Source organism: Spirosoma agri (assembly GCF_010747415.1).
GTDB lineage: Bacteria > Bacteroidota > Bacteroidia > Cytophagales > Spirosomataceae > Spirosoma > Spirosoma agri.
Genome location: NZ_JAAGNZ010000005.1, coordinates 123,032 through 145,856, shown reverse-complemented (window position 1 = coordinate 145,856; position 22,825 = coordinate 123,032). Strand labels below are relative to the sequence as shown.

At 49.6% G+C, this 22,825-nt stretch carries 24 protein-coding genes; 9 read left to right on the top strand and 15 right to left on the bottom strand.

What is annotated here, in order from left to right; all coding sequences use genetic code 11:
• Window positions 1-43: 43 nt before the first annotated feature.
• Entirely contained in the window at window positions 44-271 is a 228-nt protein-coding gene (locus GK091_RS26960) for a DUF4926 domain-containing protein (protein WP_164043843.1), read from the bottom strand.
• Window positions 272-525: 254 nt separating this feature from the next.
• Here GK091_RS26960 and GK091_RS26955 point away from each other — a divergent pair, with 254 nt between their 5' ends.
• Window positions 526-2,937, top strand: a complete 2,412-nt coding sequence (locus GK091_RS26955) for a TonB-dependent receptor (protein WP_164043842.1) — start codon at window positions 526-528, stop codon at window positions 2,935-2,937.
• 38 nt (window positions 2,938-2,975) lie between these two features.
• Here GK091_RS26955 and GK091_RS26950 read toward each other — a convergent pair whose 3' ends face one another.
• Window positions 2,976-4,115: a cystathionine gamma-synthase gene (locus tag GK091_RS26950; protein ID WP_164043841.1), complete on the bottom strand. Its 1,140-nt coding sequence runs from the start codon at window positions 4,113-4,115 to the stop codon at window positions 2,976-2,978.
• A 132-nt stretch (window positions 4,116-4,247) separates the two neighbouring features.
• On the opposite strand from GK091_RS26950, the gene GK091_RS26945 reads away from it, so the two are divergent.
• Window positions 4,248-4,919, top strand: a complete 672-nt coding sequence (locus tag GK091_RS26945) for a TVP38/TMEM64 family protein (protein ID WP_164043840.1) — start codon at window positions 4,248-4,250, stop codon at window positions 4,917-4,919.
• A gap of 19 nt (window positions 4,920-4,938) precedes the next feature.
• On the opposite strand, the gene GK091_RS26940 is transcribed toward GK091_RS26945, so the two are convergent.
• Entirely contained in the window at window positions 4,939-5,742 is an 804-nt protein-coding gene (locus GK091_RS26940) for an alpha/beta fold hydrolase (RefSeq protein ID WP_164043839.1), read from the bottom strand.
• Window positions 5,743-5,822: 80 nt separating this feature from the next.
• On the opposite strand from GK091_RS26940, the gene GK091_RS26935 reads away from it, so the two are divergent.
• The 3 genes from GK091_RS26935 to GK091_RS26925 all read left to right on the top strand — a co-directional run bounded on the left by GK091_RS26935 (window position 5,823) and on the right by GK091_RS26925 (window position 8,656).
• Window positions 5,823-6,293: a MaoC family dehydratase gene (locus tag GK091_RS26935; protein ID WP_164043838.1), complete on the top strand. Its 471-nt coding sequence runs from the start codon at window positions 5,823-5,825 to the stop codon at window positions 6,291-6,293.
• A 92-nt stretch (window positions 6,294-6,385) separates the two neighbouring features.
• Entirely contained in the window at window positions 6,386-7,555 is a 1,170-nt protein-coding gene (locus GK091_RS26930; protein WP_164043837.1) for an acyl-CoA dehydrogenase, read from the top strand.
• Between the two features lie 174 nt (window positions 7,556-7,729).
• Window positions 7,730-8,656, top strand: a complete 927-nt coding sequence (locus GK091_RS26925; RefSeq protein ID WP_164043836.1) for an AraC family transcriptional regulator — start codon at window positions 7,730-7,732, stop codon at window positions 8,654-8,656.
• A 41-nt stretch (window positions 8,657-8,697) separates the two neighbouring features.
• On the opposite strand, the gene GK091_RS26920 is transcribed toward GK091_RS26925, so the two are convergent.
• The 5 genes from GK091_RS26920 to GK091_RS26900 all read right to left on the bottom strand — a co-directional run bounded on the left by GK091_RS26920 (window position 8,698) and on the right by GK091_RS26900 (window position 11,579).
• Window positions 8,698-9,123, bottom strand: a complete 426-nt coding sequence (locus GK091_RS26920) for an energy transducer TonB (RefSeq protein ID WP_164043835.1) — start codon at window positions 9,121-9,123, stop codon at window positions 8,698-8,700.
• Between the two features lie 3 nt (window positions 9,124-9,126).
• A complete protein-coding gene (locus tag GK091_RS26915; RefSeq protein WP_246202446.1) occupies window positions 9,127-9,825 on the bottom strand; it encodes a geranylgeranylglyceryl/heptaprenylglyceryl phosphate synthase in 699 nt (232 codons plus the stop codon).
• A gap of 28 nt (window positions 9,826-9,853) precedes the next feature.
• Window positions 9,854-10,393, bottom strand: a complete 540-nt coding sequence (locus GK091_RS26910) for a hypothetical protein (RefSeq protein WP_164043833.1) — start codon at window positions 10,391-10,393, stop codon at window positions 9,854-9,856.
• 58 nt (window positions 10,394-10,451) lie between these two features.
• Window positions 10,452-10,877, bottom strand: coding sequence for a phage holin family protein (locus GK091_RS26905; protein WP_164043832.1), 426 nt, complete (start codon window positions 10,875-10,877; stop codon window positions 10,452-10,454).
• Between the two features lie 315 nt (window positions 10,878-11,192).
• Window positions 11,193-11,579 (bottom strand): TraR/DksA family transcriptional regulator, encoded by a 387-nt coding sequence (locus GK091_RS26900; RefSeq protein ID WP_164043831.1) that lies wholly within the window; start codon window positions 11,577-11,579, stop codon window positions 11,193-11,195.
• A 332-nt stretch (window positions 11,580-11,911) separates the two neighbouring features.
• Between GK091_RS26900 and GK091_RS26895 the strand changes: the two genes are divergently transcribed.
• Together GK091_RS26895 and GK091_RS26890 are read left to right on the top strand one after the other, a co-directional pair.
• Complete coding sequence (locus GK091_RS26895) at window positions 11,912-13,186, top strand: Glu/Leu/Phe/Val family dehydrogenase (RefSeq protein ID WP_212593014.1); 1,275 nt, start codon at window positions 11,912-11,914, stop codon at window positions 13,184-13,186.
• A gap of 105 nt (window positions 13,187-13,291) precedes the next feature.
• Window positions 13,292-13,957, top strand: a complete 666-nt coding sequence (locus tag GK091_RS26890) for a phosphatidylserine decarboxylase family protein (RefSeq protein WP_164043829.1) — start codon at window positions 13,292-13,294, stop codon at window positions 13,955-13,957.
• Window positions 13,958-14,040: 83 nt separating this feature from the next.
• On the opposite strand, the gene GK091_RS26885 is transcribed toward GK091_RS26890, so the two are convergent.
• From GK091_RS26885 to GK091_RS26875, 4 genes are all read right to left on the bottom strand, one after another.
• A complete protein-coding gene (locus GK091_RS26885) occupies window positions 14,041-14,847 on the bottom strand; it encodes an SMP-30/gluconolactonase/LRE family protein (RefSeq protein WP_164043828.1) in 807 nt (268 codons plus the stop codon).
• Window positions 14,848-15,377: 530 nt separating this feature from the next.
• A complete protein-coding gene (locus tag GK091_RS29770) occupies window positions 15,378-16,088 on the bottom strand; it encodes an alginate O-acetyltransferase AlgX-related protein (protein ID WP_317166368.1) in 711 nt (236 codons plus the stop codon).
• A gap of 42 nt (window positions 16,089-16,130) precedes the next feature.
• Window positions 16,131-16,487, bottom strand: a complete 357-nt coding sequence (locus GK091_RS29765) for a hypothetical protein (protein ID WP_246202442.1) — start codon at window positions 16,485-16,487, stop codon at window positions 16,131-16,133.
• Between the two features lie 78 nt (window positions 16,488-16,565).
• Window positions 16,566-16,751 (bottom strand): hypothetical protein, encoded by a 186-nt coding sequence (locus tag GK091_RS26875; RefSeq protein ID WP_164043740.1) that lies wholly within the window; start codon window positions 16,749-16,751, stop codon window positions 16,566-16,568.
• On the opposite strand from GK091_RS26875, the gene GK091_RS26870 reads away from it, so the two are divergent.
• Complete coding sequence (locus GK091_RS26870; protein WP_164043865.1) at window positions 16,752-17,225, top strand: SGNH/GDSL hydrolase family protein; 474 nt, start codon at window positions 16,752-16,754, stop codon at window positions 17,223-17,225. It begins immediately after the preceding gene.
• A gap of 64 nt (window positions 17,226-17,289) precedes the next feature.
• Here GK091_RS26870 and GK091_RS26865 read toward each other — a convergent pair whose 3' ends face one another.
• Entirely contained in the window at window positions 17,290-17,925 is a 636-nt protein-coding gene (locus tag GK091_RS26865; RefSeq protein WP_164043827.1) for a hypothetical protein, read from the bottom strand.
• Between the two features lie 101 nt (window positions 17,926-18,026).
• Window positions 18,027-18,662 carry an MgtC/SapB family protein gene (locus tag GK091_RS26860; protein ID WP_164043826.1) on the bottom strand — a complete coding sequence of 212 codons (636 nt, stop codon included), beginning with the start codon at window positions 18,660-18,662 and terminating at the stop codon, window positions 18,027-18,029.
• Between the two features lie 162 nt (window positions 18,663-18,824).
• On the opposite strand from GK091_RS26860, the gene uvrA reads away from it, so the two are divergent.
• The gene (uvrA, locus tag GK091_RS26855) at window positions 18,825-21,776 is read left to right on the top strand and encodes an excinuclease ABC subunit UvrA (RefSeq protein WP_164043825.1); all 2,952 of its coding nucleotides are present in this window, start codon (window positions 18,825-18,827) and stop codon (window positions 21,774-21,776) included.
• 72 nt (window positions 21,777-21,848) lie between these two features.
• On the opposite strand, the gene GK091_RS26850 is transcribed toward uvrA, so the two are convergent.
• Complete coding sequence (locus GK091_RS26850) at window positions 21,849-22,703, bottom strand: TraB/GumN family protein (protein WP_164043824.1); 855 nt, start codon at window positions 22,701-22,703, stop codon at window positions 21,849-21,851.
• Window positions 22,704-22,825 lie beyond the last annotated feature (122 nt).

The following is a 22,825-nucleotide window of genomic DNA, read 5'->3' as shown; positions in this document are numbered from 1 at the left end:
ATTGCGGAAAAGCGTAATGCTCAAAAGTTTACAGAAGAATTGTTTATTCAACAGCCATATCGCGTACAGCCATAACTTCTGAGGGTCGTACGGGGCGAATCTGGTGGGCTAACAGTGTCTCAATCGCCACGGCTTCGCCGGTCAACGTCACAAATTCGACTTCAAAGGCTTTCCCTTCATTGTAAACGGTCAGGATAGTACCAACGTCGCCCACTTTCAAACGACCACTGTCCGTATCTTCTTCTAACACAACCAAATCAAACTCACTCATACGTCAATATACTGGTATATTGCTAAAAACGATCGACGCGAAATCTTGTTTTGTTAAATTTACCTTAACTTTGCGTCGCTAATCTTCTAAGGGGTGCCTCATAACAACGGGCTGAGATTATACCCATTGAACCTGCGCGGGTAATGCTGCGAAGGGAAATGTAGTCACGGTTTCATACCGTGGTCAGAACTAACCAACAACTATATCTAACCAGAGATAGGTTTGGCCCCTTGCCTATCGTCACGTTTTTCATCATGAAAAAACCGACGATTGAGCTACAGTACTCAAGACAACAGTCTGTCTATTTACTTCTTTCAACAGCTTTGCTATGGCTAGTCAGCCTACCTGCCTGGGCCCAATACGCCATTTCGGGCACGGTCAATGATGCCGAGGGCGGTATGTTACCCGGCGCAGCAATCACCATTGAAGGCACCTACAAAGGGACTTTTACGGATGCGAACGGTGCGTTTCAGCTCACAAATGTGAAGCCGGGCTCCGTATTACTTCGTGTGTCGCTCCTGGGCTATGAGCCCCAAACGCAGGTACTGGACGTAACGCAAAACAAAACGCTTTCCGTTAGTCTGGCCAGAACGGCGGTGGCTGTCGACGAAGTGGTCGTAAGCGCGACACGCGCCAATCAGAAATCAGCCATTGCGTACACAGACGTTACGCGCCGGGACCTGAACAAGCTGAACCTGGGACAGGATATTCCGCAGCTTCTCAATTTTACCCCTTCCATCGTGACAACTTCCGACGCAGGTGCGGGTGTTGGGTATACGGGTATCCGTATTCGCGGGTCCGATGCGACGCGTGTAAACGTCACGCTCAATGGCATTCCATACAACGATGCCGAATCGCAGGGAACCTTCTTTGTGAACATGCCTGATTTTGCCTCCTCGGTGAGCAGCATTCAGATTCAGCGGGGCGTAGGCACGTCGACCAACGGCGCAGGTGCTTTCGGGGCGTCGGTCAATATTCAGACAAACAAGCTGGAAGAAAAACCCTATGCCGAAGTCAACCTGTCGGGTGGCTCGTTCGGCACGCGCAAGGTCAATGTGTTGGCTGGAACGGGGTTGCTCAGTAACCACTTCGTACTCGATGCCCGACTATCAAAGATTTATTCCGATGGCTATGTCGATCGGGCTTTCTCTGATTTGCGGTCGTTCTATATCTCAGGTGGTTATTACACAAAAAAGAGTTTTTTCCGGCTGAACGTGTTTTCGGGTCAGGAGCAAACGTACCAATCGTGGGGCGGGGTGCCCGAAAACCTGCTAAAAACGAACCGTACGTACAACGTGTATACGTACGACAACGAAACGGATAATTACCAGCAGGATAATTACCAGCTTATCACCTCGCACGAATTAAGCCGGAACTGGCGACTGAATGTTTCGGCTTTCTACACGAAAGGAAAGGGTTATTACGAACAATACCGACCCAATGACCGATTCAGCAATTACGGACTACCGAACGTCGTTATTGGCGATTCGACCATTAGCCGGACTGATATTATTCGCCGTCGCTGGCTGAGCAACGATTTCTACGGCGCTGTTTTTTCGCTCGATTACAATAGCTTCGGTAAGCTGACCGCTAACATTGGCGGAGGCTGGAATAATTACCAGGGCGCGCACTACGGCGAAATTATCTGGGCGCGTGTGGCGGGCAACACGAACATCCGCGACCGGTACTACAGCGATGATGCGACGAAACGTGACTTCAATCTATACGCGAAGGCCTTTTATCAGATCAGCAAGCCATTGAATGCGTTCGTCGACGTACAGGTTCGGACGATCGACTACTCATTTCTGGGTTTCAACAGCCAACTGCAAAATGTACAGCAGGATGCAAAATTGACATTTTTTAATCCCAAAGCGGGGTTCACCTACGTGCTCAATGATCGCAGTACCGCTTATGCCTCGGTTGGTGTAGGCCAGCGCGAACCAAACCGCGATGATTACACCCAGTCGACGCCGGAGAGCCGTCCGAAGTCAGAACGACTGATCGATTATGAAGCGGGTTACAAAATTCAGACCAGTCAAGTGGCGTTTACCGTCAATGCGTACTACATGAATTACCGCAATCAGCTGGTATTGTCGGGTCAGCTCAACGATGTTGGCGCGTATAACCGGGTAAATATTCCGATCAGCTACCGGGCTGGGCTGGAACTGGAAGCTGGCGCACGACTGGCCAAACAACTTCGCTGGAACGTCAATGCGACCTTTAGCCGCAACCGGGTCAAAAACTTTACCGAGTATCTGGATAATTTTGACAACGGTTCCCAGGAGCGACGGACCTACAGCGAAACGGACATATCATTTTCGCCGAACATCATTGCCGGATCGCAGTTGCTGTTCACCCCCGCCAAAGGGCTGGAATTGGGGTTACTTTCGAAATATGTTGGGAAACAGTACATGGACAATACGTCGAATGAAAGCCGGAAGCTAAATCCATACTTCACGAACGACATCCGGATCATCTATTCCATCAAGCCCAAGTTCGCGCAGGAAATTGCCTTTACCCTCCTGTTCAATAACGTTCTAAACGAACTGTATGAGTCGAATGGCTACACCTACGCATACATCTCCGAAGGGAAAGTAACCGCCGATAATGGCTATTATCCACAGGCCGGACGTAATTTCCTGGCCGGGGTTCGAGTACGCTTCTAATGGCTGAACCGCCCGGCAGATCGCCGGGCGGTTCAGACTTACCCGATTGCCTGTTCCAGATCCTGGATCAGGTCCTCAACGTCTTCAATGCCAACGCTCAGCCGGATGAGCGTGTCTTTAAGTCCATTCTTCACGCGTTCTTCTTTCGGAATACTGGCGTGGGTCATGCTGGCAGGATGTGTGCAAAGTGACTCGACGCCCCCCAATGATTCGGCCAGCGAAAACACCTGGAAGCTTTCCATCACGTGAACGGCTTCGGGCATCGAGTCGCCTTTCAGCTCGAACGATAGCATACCACCAAAGCCACGCATTTGCTTCTTGGCCAGCTCGTGAGCGGGATGCGACTCCAGACCGGGGTAATAGACCTGGCTCACTTTGGGATGTTGTTCCAGATACTGGGCGACCTTCATGGCATTCTCGCAATGGCGCTGCATCCGAACGTGCAGCGTTTTTATACCCCGAAGCACCAAAAAGCAATCCTGTGGTCCCGGTACAGCCCCGCAGGCATTCTGAATGAACGCCAGTCGCTGAGCCGTTTCGTCGTCGTTCAACACGATAGCGCCCATAACCGTATCCGAATGACCGCCCAGGTATTTCGTAACCGAATGCATGACCACGTCAGCGCCCATATCGAGGGGATTTTGTAGATACGGCGAGGCAAATGTATTGTCGACCACAAGCTGGATGTTGCGCGGTTTGGTGATGGCCGCAATGGCCGCAATATCGACCAGACGCAATAACGGATTCGTCGGGGTTTCGATCCAGACCATTTTTGTGGCTGGCGTAATAGCCGCTTCCAGATTCGCTGGATTCTCCAAGCCGACAAATTTGAAGGTAAGCCCGAATTCCTGAAATACGCGCACCATGATCCGATAGGTGCCGCCGTACAGGTCGTTGCTGGCGATAATCTCATCACCCGGCTTAAACAGCTTCAGAATCGCGTCGGTCGCGCCTAATCCGGATGAGTAACAGATACCGTGTTTACCATTTTCGAGAGCGGCTAGATTCGTTTGCAGGACATTCCGCGTTGGATTCTGAGTCCGGGCGTATTCATACCCCTTGTGCTTCCCCGGCGACTCCTGAACGTAGGTCGATGTCTGATAAATAGGCGTCATGATCGCGCCCGTCGTTGGGTCCGGCTCTACACCGGAATGGATGGCTTTGGTTCCGAATTTCATGCCCGAAGGTAACAAAGTAACGTGGACATTCGGCCCGTCGGACAGAAAGCGGAGTAATGTTCCGCATCCCTCAGCCTTTATGCACGAGAGAATCACCAAAAACACATCACGCCTTTCGTAGTTTGCTATATTGTGAAATCAGCCATTCTCAAGAACCTCACCGGTCCAGTCGTTGCAGGCATCGTTCTGTCGGTAACACCCATTGTGTTTACGTCACTGCTGACCTATTACGCCGTAGTCCATGAAGCCGCTATTGCCAATTTCACGGCCTGGGAATGGGCCGTTATCACGCTGATCTGCTCGATCACATCGGCCGCGTTAACTCCTCCAACCATGCTGGCCCTGATCTTCGGTTATTTTCTAGGCTGGCAGGCCGTTTTGCCGTTATTCGCGATCAACATGGGTGGTATATTATTTATCAACCTACTCGTTCGCTGGCTCGACCATGATCGGTTTATTCAATTTTTACGACGAAATCCTAAGGCGCAATCGGTGCTCGATCGCATTTTGGACAAGGAGTTAGAAGTTATCTTTTTTGCCAAGCTCTCCCCTATTCTTCCCTTCGGCCTGACCAATTTATTGTTTGCGCTATCAGGGGCCCACTTGAAAAATATTCTGCTGGGCGGTATGCTTGGTATGGCTCCCCGCACATTACTAGCCATCTGGTCGGGTCACGAAGCGCACGAGATCCGGACCTTACTGGAAAACCCGAATCAGAGCAGCTGGACGCAAATTATTGTCGTCGTGCTGGTTATCGTGTCCATTGCTGGTCTGTGGCAGGTTGTTCAGCGGGCACTAAAATAATCGGGACGCGAAAAGGAGGTTAGTCCAACTGCTCACCAGCTAGTTCAATGAGATGGTTATGCCCCGTCTGAAAAACAGTTAGTTCGTAGTGATGAAGCTGTTTAGTCAGTGGAAGAATGTATCGACCTGGCACGATCCGATCGAAAGCGCCCGTAAAAAAACGAACCCGCACCGGATACTGATGCAGTAGACCGCGGATTTGATCGAGATCAGGCTTGATCAGGCGAAACTGTGTCCAGCTCACATGAACCCGTTCACGCTGTTGAGGGGTACTTAACGAAATCTCGACGAAGCGCATGACCGTTCGGTTTAACAGCCCGATGCTCGTGAGGCCGTGTCCAACTGCGTTGAGCAAGGGCAAATGGGTAAGCAAGCGCCGAAATAGCCAGCGCCCGGCAGACGAGCCGGTTGCTATCCAGTACCATACGTTGCGCGTGATGCCATCCGGCGCAATCAGCACCAGTTGATCAATTCGGATGGCAAACGATTCAACGGTTGCCAGCGCAAATCGACCGCCCAGGCTAAAACCCACCAGTGAGAATCGATTGACCTGACGTAGTTGTAAAAAAGCATCGATCAACCGCGCCCAGTCGGGCTTGCTCAACAGTTGGGTAGTATGATAACTGCTTTGGCCATGAAAAAACAAATCGATCGCCAAAATGGTATATCGTTCGCCGAGTGACTTTTGGAGCGCGGAAAATACTTGACCCGATTGCCCGAAACCATGAAAAGCCAGTAGCGTAATCGTTCCGTTGCCAAATCGCCGGTAGGCCAGTCGGTTGTTCTCAAACTCGAAAAATTCGGTGTCGGCCCTGTTACTCATTCCTACAAAGTTGCAAAACAATGCCGTAAGACACTCATCTGCGGCCGTATTCACCAATCATTCTTTATTCTTACATACCTATGCAAGTCTTTGCAGACCTAACCGAATTTGCCGCACACGCAGGCCAGCCTCTGGGCGAAACGGACTACCTAACCATCACGCAGGAGTCGGTTAATTTATTTGCCGAAGCGACGGGTGACCACCAGTGGATTCATACCGATCCGGAGCGGGCAGCGCGTGAATCACCCTATAAAGCACCCATTGCGCACGGCTTTCTAACCCTTTCGCTGGCCCCCAAGCTACTGGCTGAACTGTATCGGGTTGACACAGTAAAGCTCGGGGTCAATTACGGAGCCAACAAAATTCGCTTTGCGAATGCCGTGCCCGTTGGCAGTCAGCTACGCATGAAAGCCTGGTTACACCACGTTGAGCCACAAAACAGCAACGAAAGTACGAATGGCGTCAGAGCCATTATTGAATGTGTATTTGAAGTCGCCGGTGAACAGAAACCAGCCTGCGTTGCCGAATTAGTTGTACTTCTGTTCGAATGAATAGTATGCAAGCATACTATTCATTCAACTTTTTCTTATCTTTACACAATTCACAACAAGCGGTTACAACTCACTAAAACAAAGCAATTCAGATGGCAACGGCAGCGCTGGAGTTACAGGGATTGAATTTTAATTTATCGGAAGAACACCTGGCCGTTCAGGAAGCCGCCCGCGATTTTGCTCAGAATGAACTTTTGCCCGGCATTGTTGAACGTGACAATGAAGCTCGTTTTCCCGCGCAACAGGTCAAGCGCATGGGTGAGCTGGGTTTTTTGGGAATGATGGTTTCACCCGAGTACGGGGGTGGTGGCATGGATACAGTGGCTTATGTGCTGGCGATGGAGGAGATTTCTAAAATTGACGCATCTGCTTCCGTTATCATGTCGGTGAATAATTCACTGGTTTGTTACGGACTGGAAGCCTTCGGCACCGAAGCGCAGAAGCAAACCTACCTGACCCGATTGGCTACGGGCGAAACCCTCGGTGCCTTTTGTCTGTCCGAACCCGAAGCCGGCTCCGACGCGACCTCGCAAAGCACCACTGCCGAAGACAAGGGTGATTATTATTTACTAAACGGCACTAAGAACTGGATTACCAACGGCAACTCGTCCGGTATCTGTCTGGTCATTGCCCAAACCGACCGGGAGAAAAAACATCGGGGAATAAATTGCCTGATCGTTGAAAAGGGAACGCCCGGTTTTGTTGTTGGCAGGAAAGAAGATAAAATGGGAATCCGGGCTTCTGACACACACTCTCTGCTGTTCACGGATGCTATAGTACCCAAGGAAAACCGAATCGGAGAAGATGGTTTTGGTTTCAAATTTGCGATGTCAACGCTGAATGGTGGCCGAATCGGTATTGCGGCTCAGGCGCTGGGTATCGCGGCTGGTGCCTACGAGTTATCGCTGAAGTATGCACAGGAACGCAAAGCCTTTGGCCGACAAATATTTGACCATCAGGCTATTCAATTTAAACTGGCTGAAATGGCGACCAAAATTGAAGCGGCACGGTTACTGGTTTACAAAGCGGCACGGCTAAAAGACGAGCATAAAGATTACGTTCAAGCCGCAGCGATGGCCAAATTATTTGCGTCGGATGTGGCGATGTGGGCAACGACAGAAGCCGTTCAGATACACGGTGGCTACGGTTATGTAAAGGAATACCACGTGGAGCGGTTGATGCGCGACGCGAAAATTACACAGATCTACGAGGGTACATCCGAAATCCAAAAATTGGTAATTGCCCGCGAACTCATCCGATAAGTGTTTTCTTAGTAAAATAGAATTTTTTTAAAAGGGGTAGTGCGTGTTCGATACGAATACGCACTATTTTTTTTATTTTTTGGAAACTTTTATACTTGTATTAGTTTTGTACAAATTATTAGTTTTGTGCAACTTTGAGAGCATGTAGCATTCACACGCACTCCCCTTTCAGCTATGGAAGATTATAATAAAATCATTGAGTCGCTGGGCGTTAAATTTATTAAGGCCCGTAACATTCGGATTTTGCAGCCGATCACCATCAAAAATTTCTATGATGTTGAGAATACGCTGCTGATCTTATATAACGGCGAAGTGTCGATTGGCGAGGAACGCGTTCGGGTTGACGTGGGCGATATGCTTTTCATTCCGGGCGGCAAACACGTCACTGTGACCTACGGAGACCCCACAACCTCTAAAACTGTCTCGAATGAGGAGTTTATGACGCACCGGGAAACGTACTGGGAAGGTAATCACGATCCTAAGCTCATCGGTCATCTGCCAAATTCGTTCGGCTATGTCTCTTTTGAAGCGAAGGTCTTCGATTCGGTGAATTTTTTCAATTCACTCGACGTGCCGCCATTCATCATCAAACGGGAAGATCATCTGGCCAACACGATCGATCAGATTCTGGCGGAAGACATGACGGATCTGGCCGGGAAAGGGCGCATCGTCAAGATCAAAACCGAAGAAATCGTTATTGAAGTTGTCCGGTATATTCTGAAAAATCGGCTGTTCGTCGAGCAGCTGGTTACCAACAGTACATATTTTAAAGATCCTCGCTTAATCGATATATTCGCCTATATCAAGGAAAATCTGGGTGGTGATCTGTCAAACAAAGTTCTGGCCAATGTAGCGAACGTTTCCGAAGATTACGTTGGTCAGTATTTCAAAATGCTGACGGGTATCAATCCACAGGATTATATCGAATACCAACGCATGGAGGCAGCCGTAGGGCTGTTGCGCACGAGCAAGAAGAGTATTCGTGGTATCGGGGCCGAAGTTGGCTACAAAGACACGGCTTATTTCTGCCGCCGGTTTAAAATGATGTTTGGCATTCCGGCCGGCAAAATGCGCCGTCGGGAATCGCTGATGAACGTCTAACAAAAAAGCCGCCTGTTATCAGGCGGCTTTTTTGTTAGTTCTTATTGAACGTTAACTTCTATCGGCAGCGTGTAAAAGACGGCAACCGGTTGGCCTTTCACTTCGCCCGGCTGCCAGCGAGGCATTTGCTCCACGGCCGTAATAATGGTCGTCATAAAATCCTGCATTCCTTTCTGCGCCTTTTTGTCGAGGGGTTTCGTCGTGATTCGAACGTCACGTACGGAGCCATCTTTCTCGATGATGAACTTGGCAGACACGAATCCAGTGTTGTAATTTTTTCGCATCAGGGAGCTTGGAAACCGAATCGTTTCAGCCAGGTAGCGGCTTAACGCGGCCTTGCCACCCGGAAATTCAGGCTGCTGCTCCACAACGGTATAGACTAACTTACTGTTCGACTGAGCAACGGTACGGACCGAGGGCACCAAAAAAACGATGCCCAGGAGGCATAGAAAAGTAGTAGCTTTCATGGATTAAGCTTGTACGACTGACTGGTTAAATTCCCGGATTACGGCCGATAATTCGGGTAACAGATCCGGATTCTGCTCGATTCCGTTGCCAACGACAATTACATCGGCACCTGCTTTCAACGCATTATACGCTTTCTCCCCGGAGTTGATACCCCCACCAACGATTATAGGCGTGTCAACGGCAGCACGTACGGCGGCAATCATAGCGGCCGGAACCGGCCAGCGCGCACCGCTTCCGGCATCTAAATAGAGCAATTGCAAGCCCAGCATCTCTCCCGCCATGGCCGTGCAGGCTGCAACATCGGGTTTATCGTGGGGTAGTGGCGTCGTACCACTAATGTATGAAACGGTTGTCTGCGTCCCACTATCAACAAGCATATATCCAGTCGGCAGTATTTCTAAGCCGCTTCGCTTCAGGAGCGGAGCGGCAATCACGTGCTGACCAATCAAAAATTCAGGGTTTCGGCCCGAAATGAGCGAAAGAAGAAGGATAGCATCAGCCGACGGTTCAATGTGCAGTGGATTGCCAGGGAACAAAACGACTGGAATATCGGTGTGCTGACGAATGGAAGCAATGACTTCTTTGTGGGCGTAATCGGTAACTAAACTGCCACCAACCAGAAACAGGTCAACCGCGTACTGCTTCGTTTGCGTTAATAATACGGAAAGGCCGTCTTGACTGACCTTATCAGGATCAAGCAAGACGGCCAATGCTTTCCGACCATATGATTTATAAGTCCGTAGTATAGTCTGCAGGCCGAGTGGGTGCCTTCTGGTGGTATTCGCTTCCAATCGTGGGGTCTGCGGTTGGGTTGATCGCATTATTCTGACGGATACGGGCTAAAAAGCCGGTTAGCTGCTCGCGGGCAATATTTGTTAACACGGTAGTTATCAAACCACCGATTAAGCCACTCGTGGCCGCTGTTTTTTGTGTCTTTTCCGCCTGCTGCTTTATTGCCTTACGAGTTGGGTACGCCGATGGCCCTCCTTCGGTTTCATGCTCCTCATAGTAGCTGAAATCATCGTCATCCGGTTCTCCGTATTTTTCGGCGTACCGGTACTCATCCGACTTAGGCAGAATGGCATTTACTACCAAATATACGGCTAAACCAACACCTGCTACAAATGCAGCCGTTTTACCAACTTCAGCAGCATCATCTTTTATTGTATCAACACTGTCGGTAATTGACGATTTGAATCGCTCAGTCGCGGCCATCAACTGCGCCCGTCGGGCGGTTGTATCAGCAAAAAAAACCTTAGGATCTTCCATAATCTGTTTCCTTAACGTAAGGTATGTAGCTTGTAATTAATAGGTTAACTCTTTTCGGTTACCGAGGTAGGCGACCACTTTCGTTCAAACTCGCCCGTGTTTTTTCCATCAGGTCGTGGACAGCTTCCGATTTTTCCTCTGTCTTTTTTTCCTGACTTTTTTTAATGGCGCTATAAGCAGCTACCCTAATTTTCGATTTAACGAAATTACTGGCGGTCGCCCAGATTATAGTTAACACAAGAAAAAAGACGGCTACGATCAGAAAACCCAAATACCGGCTGTCGGTTACCTCGTTCAGGTACGCGGCCAGCAGACTAAATAAGAATATAAGCGTCATAGTACCCAAGAGCGCCAATACGACGCCATGAATCCCTACTACAACCCCTTCCTCCACTTTGCTCCTTGTTTCGAGCGTGAATAACTCGATGCGAGCCTCCAGATAGCGGAATATATTTTCCCGAACTTCTTCAAGGCGTTCCAGCATGATTGTCGATTTTTAGTTTTACTCTGCGTTATTTACCAAAAACCGCTCATTTTGTTTAGAAATTATAGCGTTAAGGCCTAATCCTATCCTTGTTATGCCAACTAGTTGCCTTTCTTTTTACACTGGCTGGAGGGTTCATCCAATCCATGCGTCGAATGACCGTGAGTTTCTTTAGCGTTTTAACCGTTTTCAGAAAACAAAAAGGTCCGATGGACTAGCCACCAGACCTTTCTAATTACGTGTGTTTAGACGTCAGCAAACTATCTGTACACCCTGATCGGCGACAGACTGGCTAGATGATTTGGTTAGCAAACGCTAGTTCGACTGGCGCAACTTGGCCTCGATTGTCTGCTGCGTGTGCGGTACAGCTCGCAGACGCTCTTTCGGAATCAATTTTCCGGTATCCTTGCAAACACCGTATGTCCCGTTTTTGATCCGCACCATAGCGGCATCAAGTTGTTGCGTAAATTTCTGCAATCTGGCTGCTAATTGACTAAGGTTTTCACGTTCGCTGGTGTCGGCACCATCTTCGAGCAATTTAGAATTGCCGGATGTATTATCCGTGCCACTATCATTGCGTTTGCTGAGTGTCTCCTTAATATAATTCAACTCACTACGGGTTGCTTCCAGTTTCCGACCGATCAAGATTTCAAACTCTTTCAGGTCATCCTCCGAGTAGCGGTTCTTTTCTTCCTGAACCATAGTTAATAGCTGGTAATAGACAGGGTGTGTACTAATTCTCAAAATTAACGCTTTCTACGCTGATTTTCAATGTACCACTGAGTAAGAATGTGTTTTCTGTAAATTTTTATCAAGTTGTCATAATAACCAATTACCGATTTTTCTTTTGTAGTGGCTACTATCAGTATATTACAATTTTGGCAATACGTATAGGGGTAAATTATTATTGGGATTTTTATATTAGATTAATTTTAGAATAAATATAGTTTTCATAATAATACAGCGCTTTTGTTAATTTTGCAACACACTTCATTAACAGAAATGGTTTATTAGCGTGAAGTAAAACTATGGCCATGGCATACATTGAACCAGCCCCAATAAAAGATAAAGAGAATCCCCTTGAGTCCATGATGTCGCGCTTCGACGCGGCTGCCCGTCTGCTGGGCATTTCGGACGAAATGTACGATATTCTGAAAGTACCGGCCCGGCAAGTCATTGTCGGCCTCCCTGTTACGATGGACAATGGAGCCATCAAAGTGTTTGAAGGTTACCGGGTTATTCACTCCAACATTCTAGGACCGTCCAAGGGAGGCATTCGGCTCGATCCGGGCGTCAACCTGAACGAAGTTCGAGCGCTGGCCGCCTGGATGACCTGGAAATGCGCCGTTGTCGACATTCCTTACGGCGGTGCTAAAGGGGGCATTGCCTGTAACCCACGCGACATGTCGGCGGGAGAAATTGAGCGGCTTATCCGGCAGTACACCGTTGCGATGCTCGACGTGTTTGGTCCTGACCGCGACATTCCAGCGCCTGACATGGGCACGGGTCCACGCGAAATGGCCTGGATTGTTGACGAATATTCAAAAGCGAAGGGCATGACGGTCAACAATGTAGTTACCGGTAAACCCCTGGTGCTGGGCGGTTCGCTGGGCCGTACGGAGGCCACCGGTCGCGGTGTTACGGTAGCCGCCCTGTCTGCTATGGATAAACTCCGGATGAATCCATACCGGGCTACAGCAGCTATACAGGGATTTGGCAATGTCGGCTCGTTTGCGGCTGAACTGCTTCACGAACGGGGTGTTACGGTGGTAGCCGTCAGTGATATTTCCGGTGGTTATTACAACGCAGCCGGCATCGATATTACCGCAGCCGTAGCCTATCGGAACGGGAATAAAGGCACGCTCGAGGGATTCGGCGGGGCAGAAAAAATATCGAACGAAGAACTGCTGTCACTGGCCGTCGACGTGCTGGTGCCAGCGGCCAAGGAAGATGTCATTACTGACGATAACGCGGCTTCGATTCAGGCCCGAATGATTGTTGAAGGAGCCAATGGGCCAACTTCAGCGTCGGCGGACGAGATAATAAATAGCAAAGGGATTCTGGTGGTACCCGACATTCTGGCCAATGCCGGTGGTGTTACGGTCTCTTATTTTGAGTGGGTTCAGAACCGCATCGGTTACAAATGGACACTGGACCGCGTCAATCGCCGGGCCGATCGGGCGATGAAAGATGCCTTCGACCGTGTATTCGAAACATCACAGCGGTTTCAGGTTCCTTTGCGCTTAGCGGCCTATATTGTAGCCATTGATAAAGTCTCCAGTACGTATAAATTCCGCGGGGGCTATTAACTTTGTGGCTTAAATAGACGTTAGATAGAATACGCTGGATTACAGGCGAACCAGTGATGCAAGTCTCTCGTCTCCTGTTCATCATTTAACGTCTACGTTCTTTCTATGCGCTTACACCGCGAAGGTTACACCATAATGATCACGACAGGGCTGGTTTTGCTGGCTCTGGATTTGCTGGCCTACTTCTTTCTGTTCTCCGATAACACGACAGCTATCGTGTTGTTGGTCATAGCCAGTTTAATTCTGTTCGGGTTGATCGTACAGTTCTTTCGCGTTCCAACCAGGGAATTAACCTTTCATGAGTCCCAGGTGATTGCACCTGCCGATGGTACAGTTGTCGTTATTGAGGAGACCAGCGAAGACGAATATTTCAAGTCCAACCGGCGGCAAATTTCGATCTTTATGTCTCCGCTCAACGTACACGTCAATCGAAATCCGGTCACGGGCATTGTCCGCTATTTCAAGTACTATCCGGGCAAATACCTAGTAGCCTGGCATCCTAAATCCAGCACCGAAAACGAGCGCACGACCGTAGTTATTGAACTGGCCAACGGTGTAGAAGTCCTATTTCGCCAAATTGCCGGTGCGGTGGCCCGACGCATCATCTGGTATGTTCGGGAAGGACAGCCTGTTCATCAGGGTGAGGAGATGGGGTTCATCAAATTCGGATCACGAGTTGACGTTTTTGTCCCTCTCGACGCTGACGTCAAGGTAAAGATTGGTGATCGCATGAAAGGTGGCGTCACCGTTCTGGCTGAATTACATAAGTAGGAACCAAGTTTACCACTAGTTTATAAGCAGAAAAGGGAATCAGCTATGATTCCCTTTTCTGCTTATAAACTAGTGCAAGTTGCTCACCATGTGATACTTAGCAGTTCACCCCGCTCTGTTTCAGTGACAATCAGCCCCAGCTCACCCGACGGATCGAACGCACAATTGGACGGGTTTTGTCCCGGTAACGTAATGTCCCGTTTAAAGTATCCATCCGCCGAAAACACCCTGATCAGCCCGGCCCCAAAAACTGCTACGTACACGTCACCATCCGGACCAACCGTCAGCCCATCGGGTCCGGGAATTGAATCGCCATCCGGAACATCGATCACGGTTGTCCAGACGCTAATATTCTCCCAGCTCAAGCTTTCTTCGTCCCAATAGCCCTGCCAGATACGCTGCTTGTGCGTTTCACAAATGAGCAATGTCTGACTACCCGGCAACAACGTCAATCCGTTCGGGTAATTGAGTTCATCAGCAACGATCTCAACCAAACCATCCGGCGAATAGGCAGCCACGTAGCCCGGCATGTCGTCTTCGGAAGAACCGGGGCATGTAAACAATAAATTCCCCCGTTGATCGAAGTGCAGATCATTAGGCCATTGCAGCGGGTCTGCCCCGATTCGATCAAGTACTGTCTCTACCTCTTTTGAGCTGATCGTTAGCCGTCGGATTGCATGCTGCCCTGAGTCACAAAACCACACATAGCCATCGCGAACGGTTGCTCCGTTGGGCCTTCCGCCCGTTGGAACTCGTAGTATTTCTCCATTTAAGTTCCGGCAAAACAAGCCTTCCCCCTCCTGCTCTACACACCACAGGCAACCGGTTTCGTCAAAAACCGGACCTTCGGGAAAGCGTAAGCCAGTTGCCAGTACACGTATTTTGTCCATACGTTTCCTTTCATTAAGTAGTTCTATCGTATTTTAAGGTGCTGGTTTTGGCCGTCATCCACGAGAAACAGCCTTCCATTCCTCTGAAAAGTTGGAATCTTTGGCCTTTGTTTAAGAATTCTTTTAAACGCGTTTTTCGAATTTGGAAACGACATGACAACAATTCCCAGCCAAGCTGGTACAGATAGGCGTTGGAATAATTTTAAGACAATTTAATCGTACCTTAATAATAAAGTAAACTACACCCATTCACCATAATCTTCGATTACATCATCATTGGAATAGACGTTCTGCCGATTCTTCCGTGTCTGTTCTGCTTCTGGAGACAGGTGGACCAGACATAAAAATGGAACTACGGATTCTGGCGGCTTGCGCAAAACTTCATGGCGCAGCCGTCGACTGGGTCTTCTGAATCGAGCCGCAGGCAACGATTAATGGACATCGGACGACCAACCGTGCGGCAAAACAGGCCTGAATCGCCGAAAAAGCGGCTGACTGACTACTGGGTCAATGAAGCAAGTGGAAACGCTTCAGAATCTGGCCAGTTGGCTGATGTTGCGTTCTACGATCTCGATAACGACAATAGCCGGGTGTTCCGTCTTCACCAGAGAACGGTCTAGCTTACTGTCACGGACAAAATACGATTCGTGAAAGTAGCCGGCGAGGTACTGCATCATCCCTTCACTGAATGAATCACCGATCAGCAATAATTTGTCGGAGCCAGCCCCCATGAACCGTGTGGAAGGCAGAGCCGTCTCCTTATCCAGTACAACGGAAACCTGCCGACCCATATAGTTGGGAACGGGTTTAATGGCATAGCAGAACCTATCGGTCGGATACCGATCCTGGAGCATCAGCATGTTAATCAGATCGCCGGAAACGCCACGTTGCTGCTTTTCAATACGGTAATTCGATAGTCGAACGGGCGGCAAACTAAGTCGATTCTGTTTAACGGCTTTGAGCAGAGTCGCGCAGCCCACCAGCGTTCCATACTCGTTCCAGTGGGTATCTGTCTGATAATAAACGACGTGACTGCGTTTAGCGATCCGGAGTGTATCCCGAAGATCGGTAAAGTGCAGATCCGTTTTGGCTACTTCCTGCTTAAGCCTATCCAGTCGGGAGACCGCCGGCTGTTGATGTAGATAGTCTGGCAAGTACTCACTGTAAATGGTATGCGAATCTGGTGCAACCAGCACATACAACTCTACTCCCTGTTGCTTTAGCTCCTGCTGACGCTGCACCAGATGACTGGCGATGAGTCGGGCAGAATCGACCGAAAGCGGTTATAATCCGCGATGCTGGTCCAGCACGTTGTTGCCCGTATTCCCTAAAAAAAGCCAGCCCTTCTTCCCTATTACTACTTTTTCCGGTAATGGCGATACGCCCAACACACAGAACTTCCAGCGGCTGTAGAGATAGAACAGTGCATTTCGCCAGCCAAAATTCTCTTTGTAATAAGGATCGAACTGATGCGCAAAACTGCGAACGTGCGGAAAGTGTAACGAAGGCATCGGCCTCAGCTGACGGTTCTCAGTACTACTGAATCGCGCCGAAAGTCCCAGAAGCTGGTCGACACCGGGTAAAAACAGCAGGACAGCAAAGAGAAAAGCAGTCAGTTTGAGTCGTATTCGTGTTATCATAAAGCAGGAGCGCTCTTTCAGTTTTTACCGTCATGCGGTCATGAATCGGGGTGTTTTAAACGGCAGCCAAGGCACTGGTTAGAATCGGAAATAGATAAACGGGTTATACGTATCAGCGGCCAGGTAAGACACGGCCATCACGAACAAACCCGCCAATCCCAACACATACACCGTGTCTAGAAGCAGTCGAACGGAGGTGACCCCAGCCCGCAAGACAATACGAATGGGACGGCGGCATCGGCCCCCGAAAAAGATTTTGTTCATCTGCTCTCGGGTCATTTTACAAAACTTTACCCACCAGCGAGCGTCAATCTTCAGCTGGGTGTCGATTTCGAACGCGATTACGGTAAGGCCACCTACAGCATCGATGAATTCAACGCTCCGCTGCAACAGATCAAGCCCGATTTAATCATTGTCCGACTCGGTGAAAACGTAGCCGATGATGACGTTCAGAGCCGTCATTTCGAGTCACAGTTTCAGCAGCTTCTGGATCGACTGGCTACATACGGCCAGCCGGTGAAGATCGTTATAACAACAAGTGTCTGGTATCGGCCACAAACCGACGCTGTTATACGAAAAGTGACGGCGGAAAAAGGCCATACGCTCGTTGATTTAAGCTGTATGGTCGGTCAGGGGCAGTATTTCGCCAGCCAGTATACGAATCCGGGCGTGGCAGCGCATCCGAACGATTCAGGAATGGATCGAATTGCGGAACTGATCTGGGCCAAAATTCAGTAAGGATTTAAACAAAGAAGGCGTCTCCGGATGGGAAACGCCTTCTTTGCCTTAGAGGATGCTTACTCTAGAAGAACGACAGCCGAATAACAAGCGGGCTGCCGTATACATATTGAGATAGACCCGCATTAGCATCATAATTCAGGTTATACAGCGCGGTCAGGTTCACCCCGAACCGACGCGATATTGGCTGCGAATACGTAACGCCAACCAGTGGTGCGGTCACCTGTCCGGTATAGCTACCACCGACGCCATCGATCTTTTGCTGAACCGTACTGTTCTCTATTTCTCCGTGTAAATAGAGATTGGGCAGTATGGATGGAATAAATTCGTACATAGCAAACGCTCTGCCACCATACTGGTTATAGGTCTGTCCGCCAACGTTACCAACGCCATTAAAATAAGGCTTGTAACGCGTATAATTGTATGTTCCACCAATCCCAACGATCAGGTGCTCAGTGGCTTGATACGCGATAACTGGCGAAACACCGAGACTGAACGGATTGCCGAAACGAAATCCGTTGATGCCACCACCAAACCGCAGTCGTTGCGAAAACGGCAAGGGCTGCCCGTCTACAGTTTGTGTTTTAAGCGGGTCTTTGCCCTGATCCCGGCGATCTTCAGGATCTTCTGTTAGTTGCCCGAACGCAACGCTACTGCTCAATAAAGCGATAACAAACAGTAACTTCTGACTATAACTCATGGTCGGTTTTTGTAAATAGGAAGCTGGTACAGACTACGGACTAAAACAGGATTAATTGACTTGTTGACCGTTTACTATCCAGCGTCCCGAATGTAACGAAATTAAAACGTAAATTCTTTTACTTCAGGATCGTTTAACAAACGTTTAATGCACTTTTCGTGGTTTATTTCCGTCCCATCCACGCGCCATTGGCCAATTATTTCGGTACCAATCCGCTGCTGATGGCTACGGGTTGGCGATAGACCACACTCCTCGAAGAATTCTTCGTATTGGCTGAGCGTCTTGTTCCGAAACTGGGTGACGATCTTGTAATCCCGGGTCTGGTTCAGCCGTTGAATCTGGCGGGCAAACCGGTTCAGAAACAGCAGAGAACTGATAATAAATACGAACCCGATCAGGGCAATGTCGTAATGACCACTACCCAGACACATGCCCAGGGCCGACACCGCCCAGACCGTGGCCGCAGTGGTCAAGCCTTTTACCCGGTTGTCGTCCCGAAAGATGATGCCCGCTCCCAGAAAACCAATGCCGTTGACAATGTTAGCGGCAATACGATCGCCGGCGGTACCCGAACCCATGCGACCCGATACCAGCGTAAATAAAGCGGACCCGACACAAATCATGATCATCGTACGGAAGCCCGCTGATTTGCCGTGATACTCCCGTTCTATTCCAATCAGTCCGCCAATAAGCAGCGCGGCACTCAGGCGAATGATATCTTCAGTTGCAAACTCCATTACTCTCGTTACCCAATACGGGCATAAATACCAGGTTGTTGCATCGGTCCGTCAACTACGGTTTAATATTGCGGGAAGTCCCCTCAAGAATATCGCTCAAGAGAAACCATATCGTCAAATAAACCGTTAAAATCTAGATAGAGTTTACCCTGTTTACGAAGAATGACTCAAACCACGAAAGCCGAACACATCCAGTCGGTTGATCACCTCGACCCCAAGCAGTTTATCATCATCAAAGGGGCGAAAGTACATAATCTGAAAGGAATTGACGTCGCTATTCCACGCAATAAATTAGTTGTGCTGACCGGACTTTCGGGTTCGGGAAAATCGTCGTTGGCGTTCGATACCCTGTTTGCCGAAGGGCAGCGCATGTATGTCGAGAGCCTGAGCAGCTACGCCCGTCAGTTTCTGGGCCGGATGGAAAAGCCTGAGGTCGAATACATTAAGGGGGTCTCGCCCGCTATTGCCATCGAGCAAAAAGTATCGACCCGCAACCCCCGCTCAACGGTCGGCACCTCGACCGAAATCTACGACTATCTGAAACTACTTTTTGGCCGGGCGGGTGTGACCTATTCCCCCCTGTCGGGCAACGAAGTACGTAAGGATACGGTTACGGACGTTGTCAACTTCATGTATAGTTTTGAGGCTGGTCAGCGCGTAATGATTCTGGCTCCGCTCCGCATTCGCGACGACAAGACGCTGGCCTATGAGCTGACGATCCTGCTTCAGAAGGGATACACCCGGATCGTAGTCGATGGCGGTCAGAATGCCGCATCACCGACGGGTCAGCAAGTGCTCCAGATAGAAGATTTGTTGACTGATGAAACGAAGGAGGGCGGTGTTAACCTATCGTATGAGTCGCTCGAAATCCTCATTGACCGCGGAACCGTTATCTACGACGACAAGGGGAATCCCGATGAAGATAACCAGTACCGCTTTTCGGATTCGGTTCAAACGGCGTTCAACGAAGGCGAAGGCACCTGCCGCGTAGCCATTGTGGGCCGGGGCGATGATCCGGGTCAATCCCGCGTTTTCTCGGATAAGTTTGAACTGGATGGTATCGTCTTCGAAGAGCCGAGCGTCAACCTCTTTACGTTCAACAACCCATACGGTGCGTGTCGGCGGTGCGATGGCTTTGGCAAGGTCTTGGGTATCGATCCGGATCTAGTCATTCCGGATAAGAATCTGTCGGTTTTTGAAGGAGCCATTGCGCCCTGGCGCAGCGAGAAAATGAATCAGGAGTTTCTGAAACCGTTGCTCAAGAATGGCATCCGCTTCGACTTCCCGATTCACCGCCCCTACAAAGAACTTTCGCCCGCTCAGCAGGAGTTACTCTGGACAGGAAACACGTATTTCGACGGTCTGAATTCGTTTTTCAGTTACGTCGAAAGCCAGACCTTCAAGGTGCAGTACCGGGTAATGTTGTCCCGCTATCGGGGTAAAACAACGTGTCCCGAGTGTCGGGGTTCGCGCTTGCGTAAGGATGCAGGCTACGTAAAAATTGCCGGTAAGTCCATCACGGATCTGGTGCTGATGCCGCTCGCCCAGGTAACTACGTTCTTCCGCGACATTCAGCTCCCTGACCAGCAACGGCAGATCGCTAACCGTATTCTGATCGAGATTCGGAACCGCCTTGATTATATGGAACGCGTTGGGCTAGGTTATTTGACGCTCAATCGCCTGACCAACTCCTTGTCCGGTGGTGAGTATCAGCGCATTAAACTGGCGACATCGCTTGGCTCTGCGCTGGTTGGTTCGATGTACATTCTGGATGAGCCTAGCATTGGCCTGCACCCACGCGATACGAAACGACTGGTCAGCGTTCTGGAATCCCTGCGCGATATGGGTAACACGGTGATCGTCGTTGAACACGAAGAAGAAGTCATGCGGGCCGCCGATCAGTTGATCGATATTGGCCCTGACGCGGGTATTCTCGGCGGACATCTGGTCTTCCAAGGAACGTGGGACACGATTGAGGACGAAGCGGCCCGACGACTGGAAATCGGTAGCGACGATCAGGACACAGCGGTTACTCACCAATCCCACACGCTAGACTTTCTGACTGGCCGCGAAATTGTTGAAGTACCCAAATTCCGCCGGAAAGGAACGAATTTTATCGAACTGAAAGGGGCTCGTGAGAATAACCTCAAAGACGTTGACGTTCGGTTCCCGCTCAATATGCTGACGGTTGTAACGGGTGTATCGGGCTCCGGCAAGAGTACGCTGATTCGGAAGGTGCTGTACCCCGCACTTATGCGTGAGAAGGGCGATGCCGCTGAAGAATCCGGTAAATACGACAGCCTGAGTGGCTCCCTCGACCGGATATCATCGGTTGAAATGATCGATCAGAATCCAATTGGAAAATCGAGTCGCTCTAACCCCGTCACATACATAAAAGCCTATGATTATCTGCGTCAGGTGATGGCCGACCAGGCCGTTTCCAAATCGCGGGGGTACAAGCCAAGTCACTTCTCGTTTAACGTTGATGGTGGGCGTTGCGAAGTGTGTCAGGGCGAAGGCGAAGTGAAGATCGAGATGCAGTTCATGGCCGATATTTACCTCCGGTGCGAAGGCTGCGGTGGAAAACGGTTCAAGCAGGAAGTGCTGGAAGTGACGCTACATGATAAAAATGTCGCCGATATTCTGGAGATGACGGTAGACGAAGCGATCGACTTCTTCCGGAAATCAGAACCCAAAATGGCCGACAAACTGCAACCCTTGCAGGATGTCGGCCTGGGCTACATCGGTCTGGGTCAATCGGCCAATACGCTGTCCGGGGGTGAAGCGCAACGCGTTAAGTTGGCCTCGTTCCTCAGCAAAGGCAATCCAAACAAGGGCGGCACGCTGTTTATTTTCGATGAACCGACAACGGGTCTTCACTTCCACGACATTCGTAAATTACTTTCGGCCATTAACGCGCTCGTCAATCAGGGCGACTCGGTCATCATCATCGAACACAACATGGAAGTGATCAAAAGCGCCGATTACATTATTGACCTCGGTCCCGAAGGTGGTGAAACGGGCGGTTATGTCACCTTTACGGGCACGCCTGAAGAAATGGTCAAAATGACCGATGCGAATTACACGGCGGAGTATCTGCGGGACAAACTATAAAATGACTTGATCAAGCAAACGGGGAGACTGGTTAACGAACCGGCCTCCCCGTTTGCTTGATTGCGAACCCGATCACAACGGTTTCACCAGAAATCCGCCTTTACGCAATAGAGCAATCAATCCAGTAGGGCCGGGAAGATGCAGCGCACCAACCGCCACGAAGGTTGGTCGGAGTGCCATCAGTGTAGGGAGTTTTCCCATCCAGGTCTGGTTCCGCTCGTTAACCAGGTATGACAGATCGCCGTGCTTTTTTTCGTGCGCCTGACTCAGCTTCCACATGCCATCCAGATCACCGGCCAGGTATAGATTGGTCAGGTGTTTACTTTGGTCTTCCAGCTCTTTTTTCTCTTTCACCAGTTTAACCAGATCAGCCGCTTGCTTTTCTACGGAATCGTGATCGAACAGAAAGGCCATTTGCTGTTCCATCGTTTCGAGTGGTGTTAAAACCTTGGCCCGTTTTTTGGCTTCCGTAGCAAAATACAGATCGAGCGGCTGCCCGGTAAATTTGCTCAGGGTATCCACTTCTTTCTCGGCGTAACTCATCGTAAGCGTCGTAGCCGTCATGATGGGCTTCATCTGGTTGAACATGGCCAGATCGTAGCCCGTAACCTGTTTAAACTCGTCAGCTACTACTTTGTAATCAGCGTCGGAAAGCAGTTTTTTCAGGCTGTTTCCCGGCATGATGGCCCGCATCGCCATGCTCAACATCGCCGATGAATCGATGGTTGTTTCGACCACAATGCCCTGAGCCGCGTTAAAAGCCGTCTTTACCGTGGGGGTTTTGTCGAGGTAACTGTCTTTCAGGATATGATAAGTGCCAAACAGGTAAGACGGTTCTTTAAGTCCATTTCCGGATACTTCCCACAACAAAGACTGGGCAACGGCAATGTTTGATAACAGGACTAAAATAACAAGGATAAAGCGCATGAGACTAGTTGATAAAACAGTTAAAAGCGGAAATCCATCCGGATACAATTCATTCATACCCTGATGGACTAGTAATTTACTACGATAAACGGTGCCGTTCAGCCCTCAATTCGGTGGGTTTA

Coding starts and splice junctions, on each gene's coding strand:
- GK091_RS26960 (WP_164043843.1), bottom strand. CDS start 271: ATGAGTGAGTTTGATTTGGTTGTGTTAGAAGAAGATACGGACAGTGGT.
- GK091_RS26955 (WP_164043842.1), top strand. CDS start 526: ATGAAAAAACCGACGATTGAGCTACAGTACTCAAGACAACAGTCTGTC.
- GK091_RS26950 (WP_164043841.1), bottom strand. CDS start 4,115: ATGAAATTCGGAACCAAAGCCATCCATTCCGGTGTAGAGCCGGACCCA.
- GK091_RS26940 (WP_164043839.1), bottom strand. CDS start 5,742: ATGAGTAACAGGGCCGACACCGAATTTTTCGAGTTTGAGAACAACCGA.
- GK091_RS26935 (WP_164043838.1), top strand. CDS start 5,823: ATGCAAGTCTTTGCAGACCTAACCGAATTTGCCGCACACGCAGGCCAG.
- GK091_RS26930 (WP_164043837.1), top strand. CDS start 6,386: ATGGCAACGGCAGCGCTGGAGTTACAGGGATTGAATTTTAATTTATCG.
- GK091_RS26925 (WP_164043836.1), top strand. CDS start 7,730: ATGGAAGATTATAATAAAATCATTGAGTCGCTGGGCGTTAAATTTATT.
- GK091_RS26920 (WP_164043835.1), bottom strand. CDS start 9,123: ATGAAAGCTACTACTTTTCTATGCCTCCTGGGCATCGTTTTTTTGGTG.
- GK091_RS26910 (WP_164043833.1), bottom strand. CDS start 10,393: ATGGAAGATCCTAAGGTTTTTTTTGCTGATACAACCGCCCGACGGGCG.
- GK091_RS26905 (WP_164043832.1), bottom strand. CDS start 10,877: ATGCTGGAACGCCTTGAAGAAGTTCGGGAAAATATATTCCGCTATCTG.
- GK091_RS26900 (WP_164043831.1), bottom strand. CDS start 11,579: ATGGTTCAGGAAGAAAAGAACCGCTACTCGGAGGATGACCTGAAAGAG.
- GK091_RS26895 (WP_212593014.1), top strand. CDS start 11,912: ATGGCATACATTGAACCAGCCCCAATAAAAGATAAAGAGAATCCCCTT.
- GK091_RS26890 (WP_164043829.1), top strand. CDS start 13,292: ATGCGCTTACACCGCGAAGGTTACACCATAATGATCACGACAGGGCTG.
- GK091_RS26885 (WP_164043828.1), bottom strand. CDS start 14,847: ATGGACAAAATACGTGTACTGGCAACTGGCTTACGCTTTCCCGAAGGT.
- GK091_RS29765 (WP_246202442.1), bottom strand. CDS start 16,487: ATGATAACACGAATACGACTCAAACTGACTGCTTTTCTCTTTGCTGTC.
- GK091_RS26875 (WP_164043740.1), bottom strand. CDS start 16,751: ATGAACAAAATCTTTTTCGGGGGCCGATGCCGCCGTCCCATTCGTATT.
- GK091_RS26865 (WP_164043827.1), bottom strand. CDS start 17,925: ATGAGTTATAGTCAGAAGTTACTGTTTGTTATCGCTTTATTGAGCAGT.
- GK091_RS26860 (WP_164043826.1), bottom strand. CDS start 18,662: ATGGAGTTTGCAACTGAAGATATCATTCGCCTGAGTGCCGCGCTGCTT.
- uvrA (WP_164043825.1), top strand. CDS start 18,825: ATGACTCAAACCACGAAAGCCGAACACATCCAGTCGGTTGATCACCTC.
- GK091_RS26850 (WP_164043824.1), bottom strand. CDS start 22,703: ATGCGCTTTATCCTTGTTATTTTAGTCCTGTTATCAAACATTGCCGTT.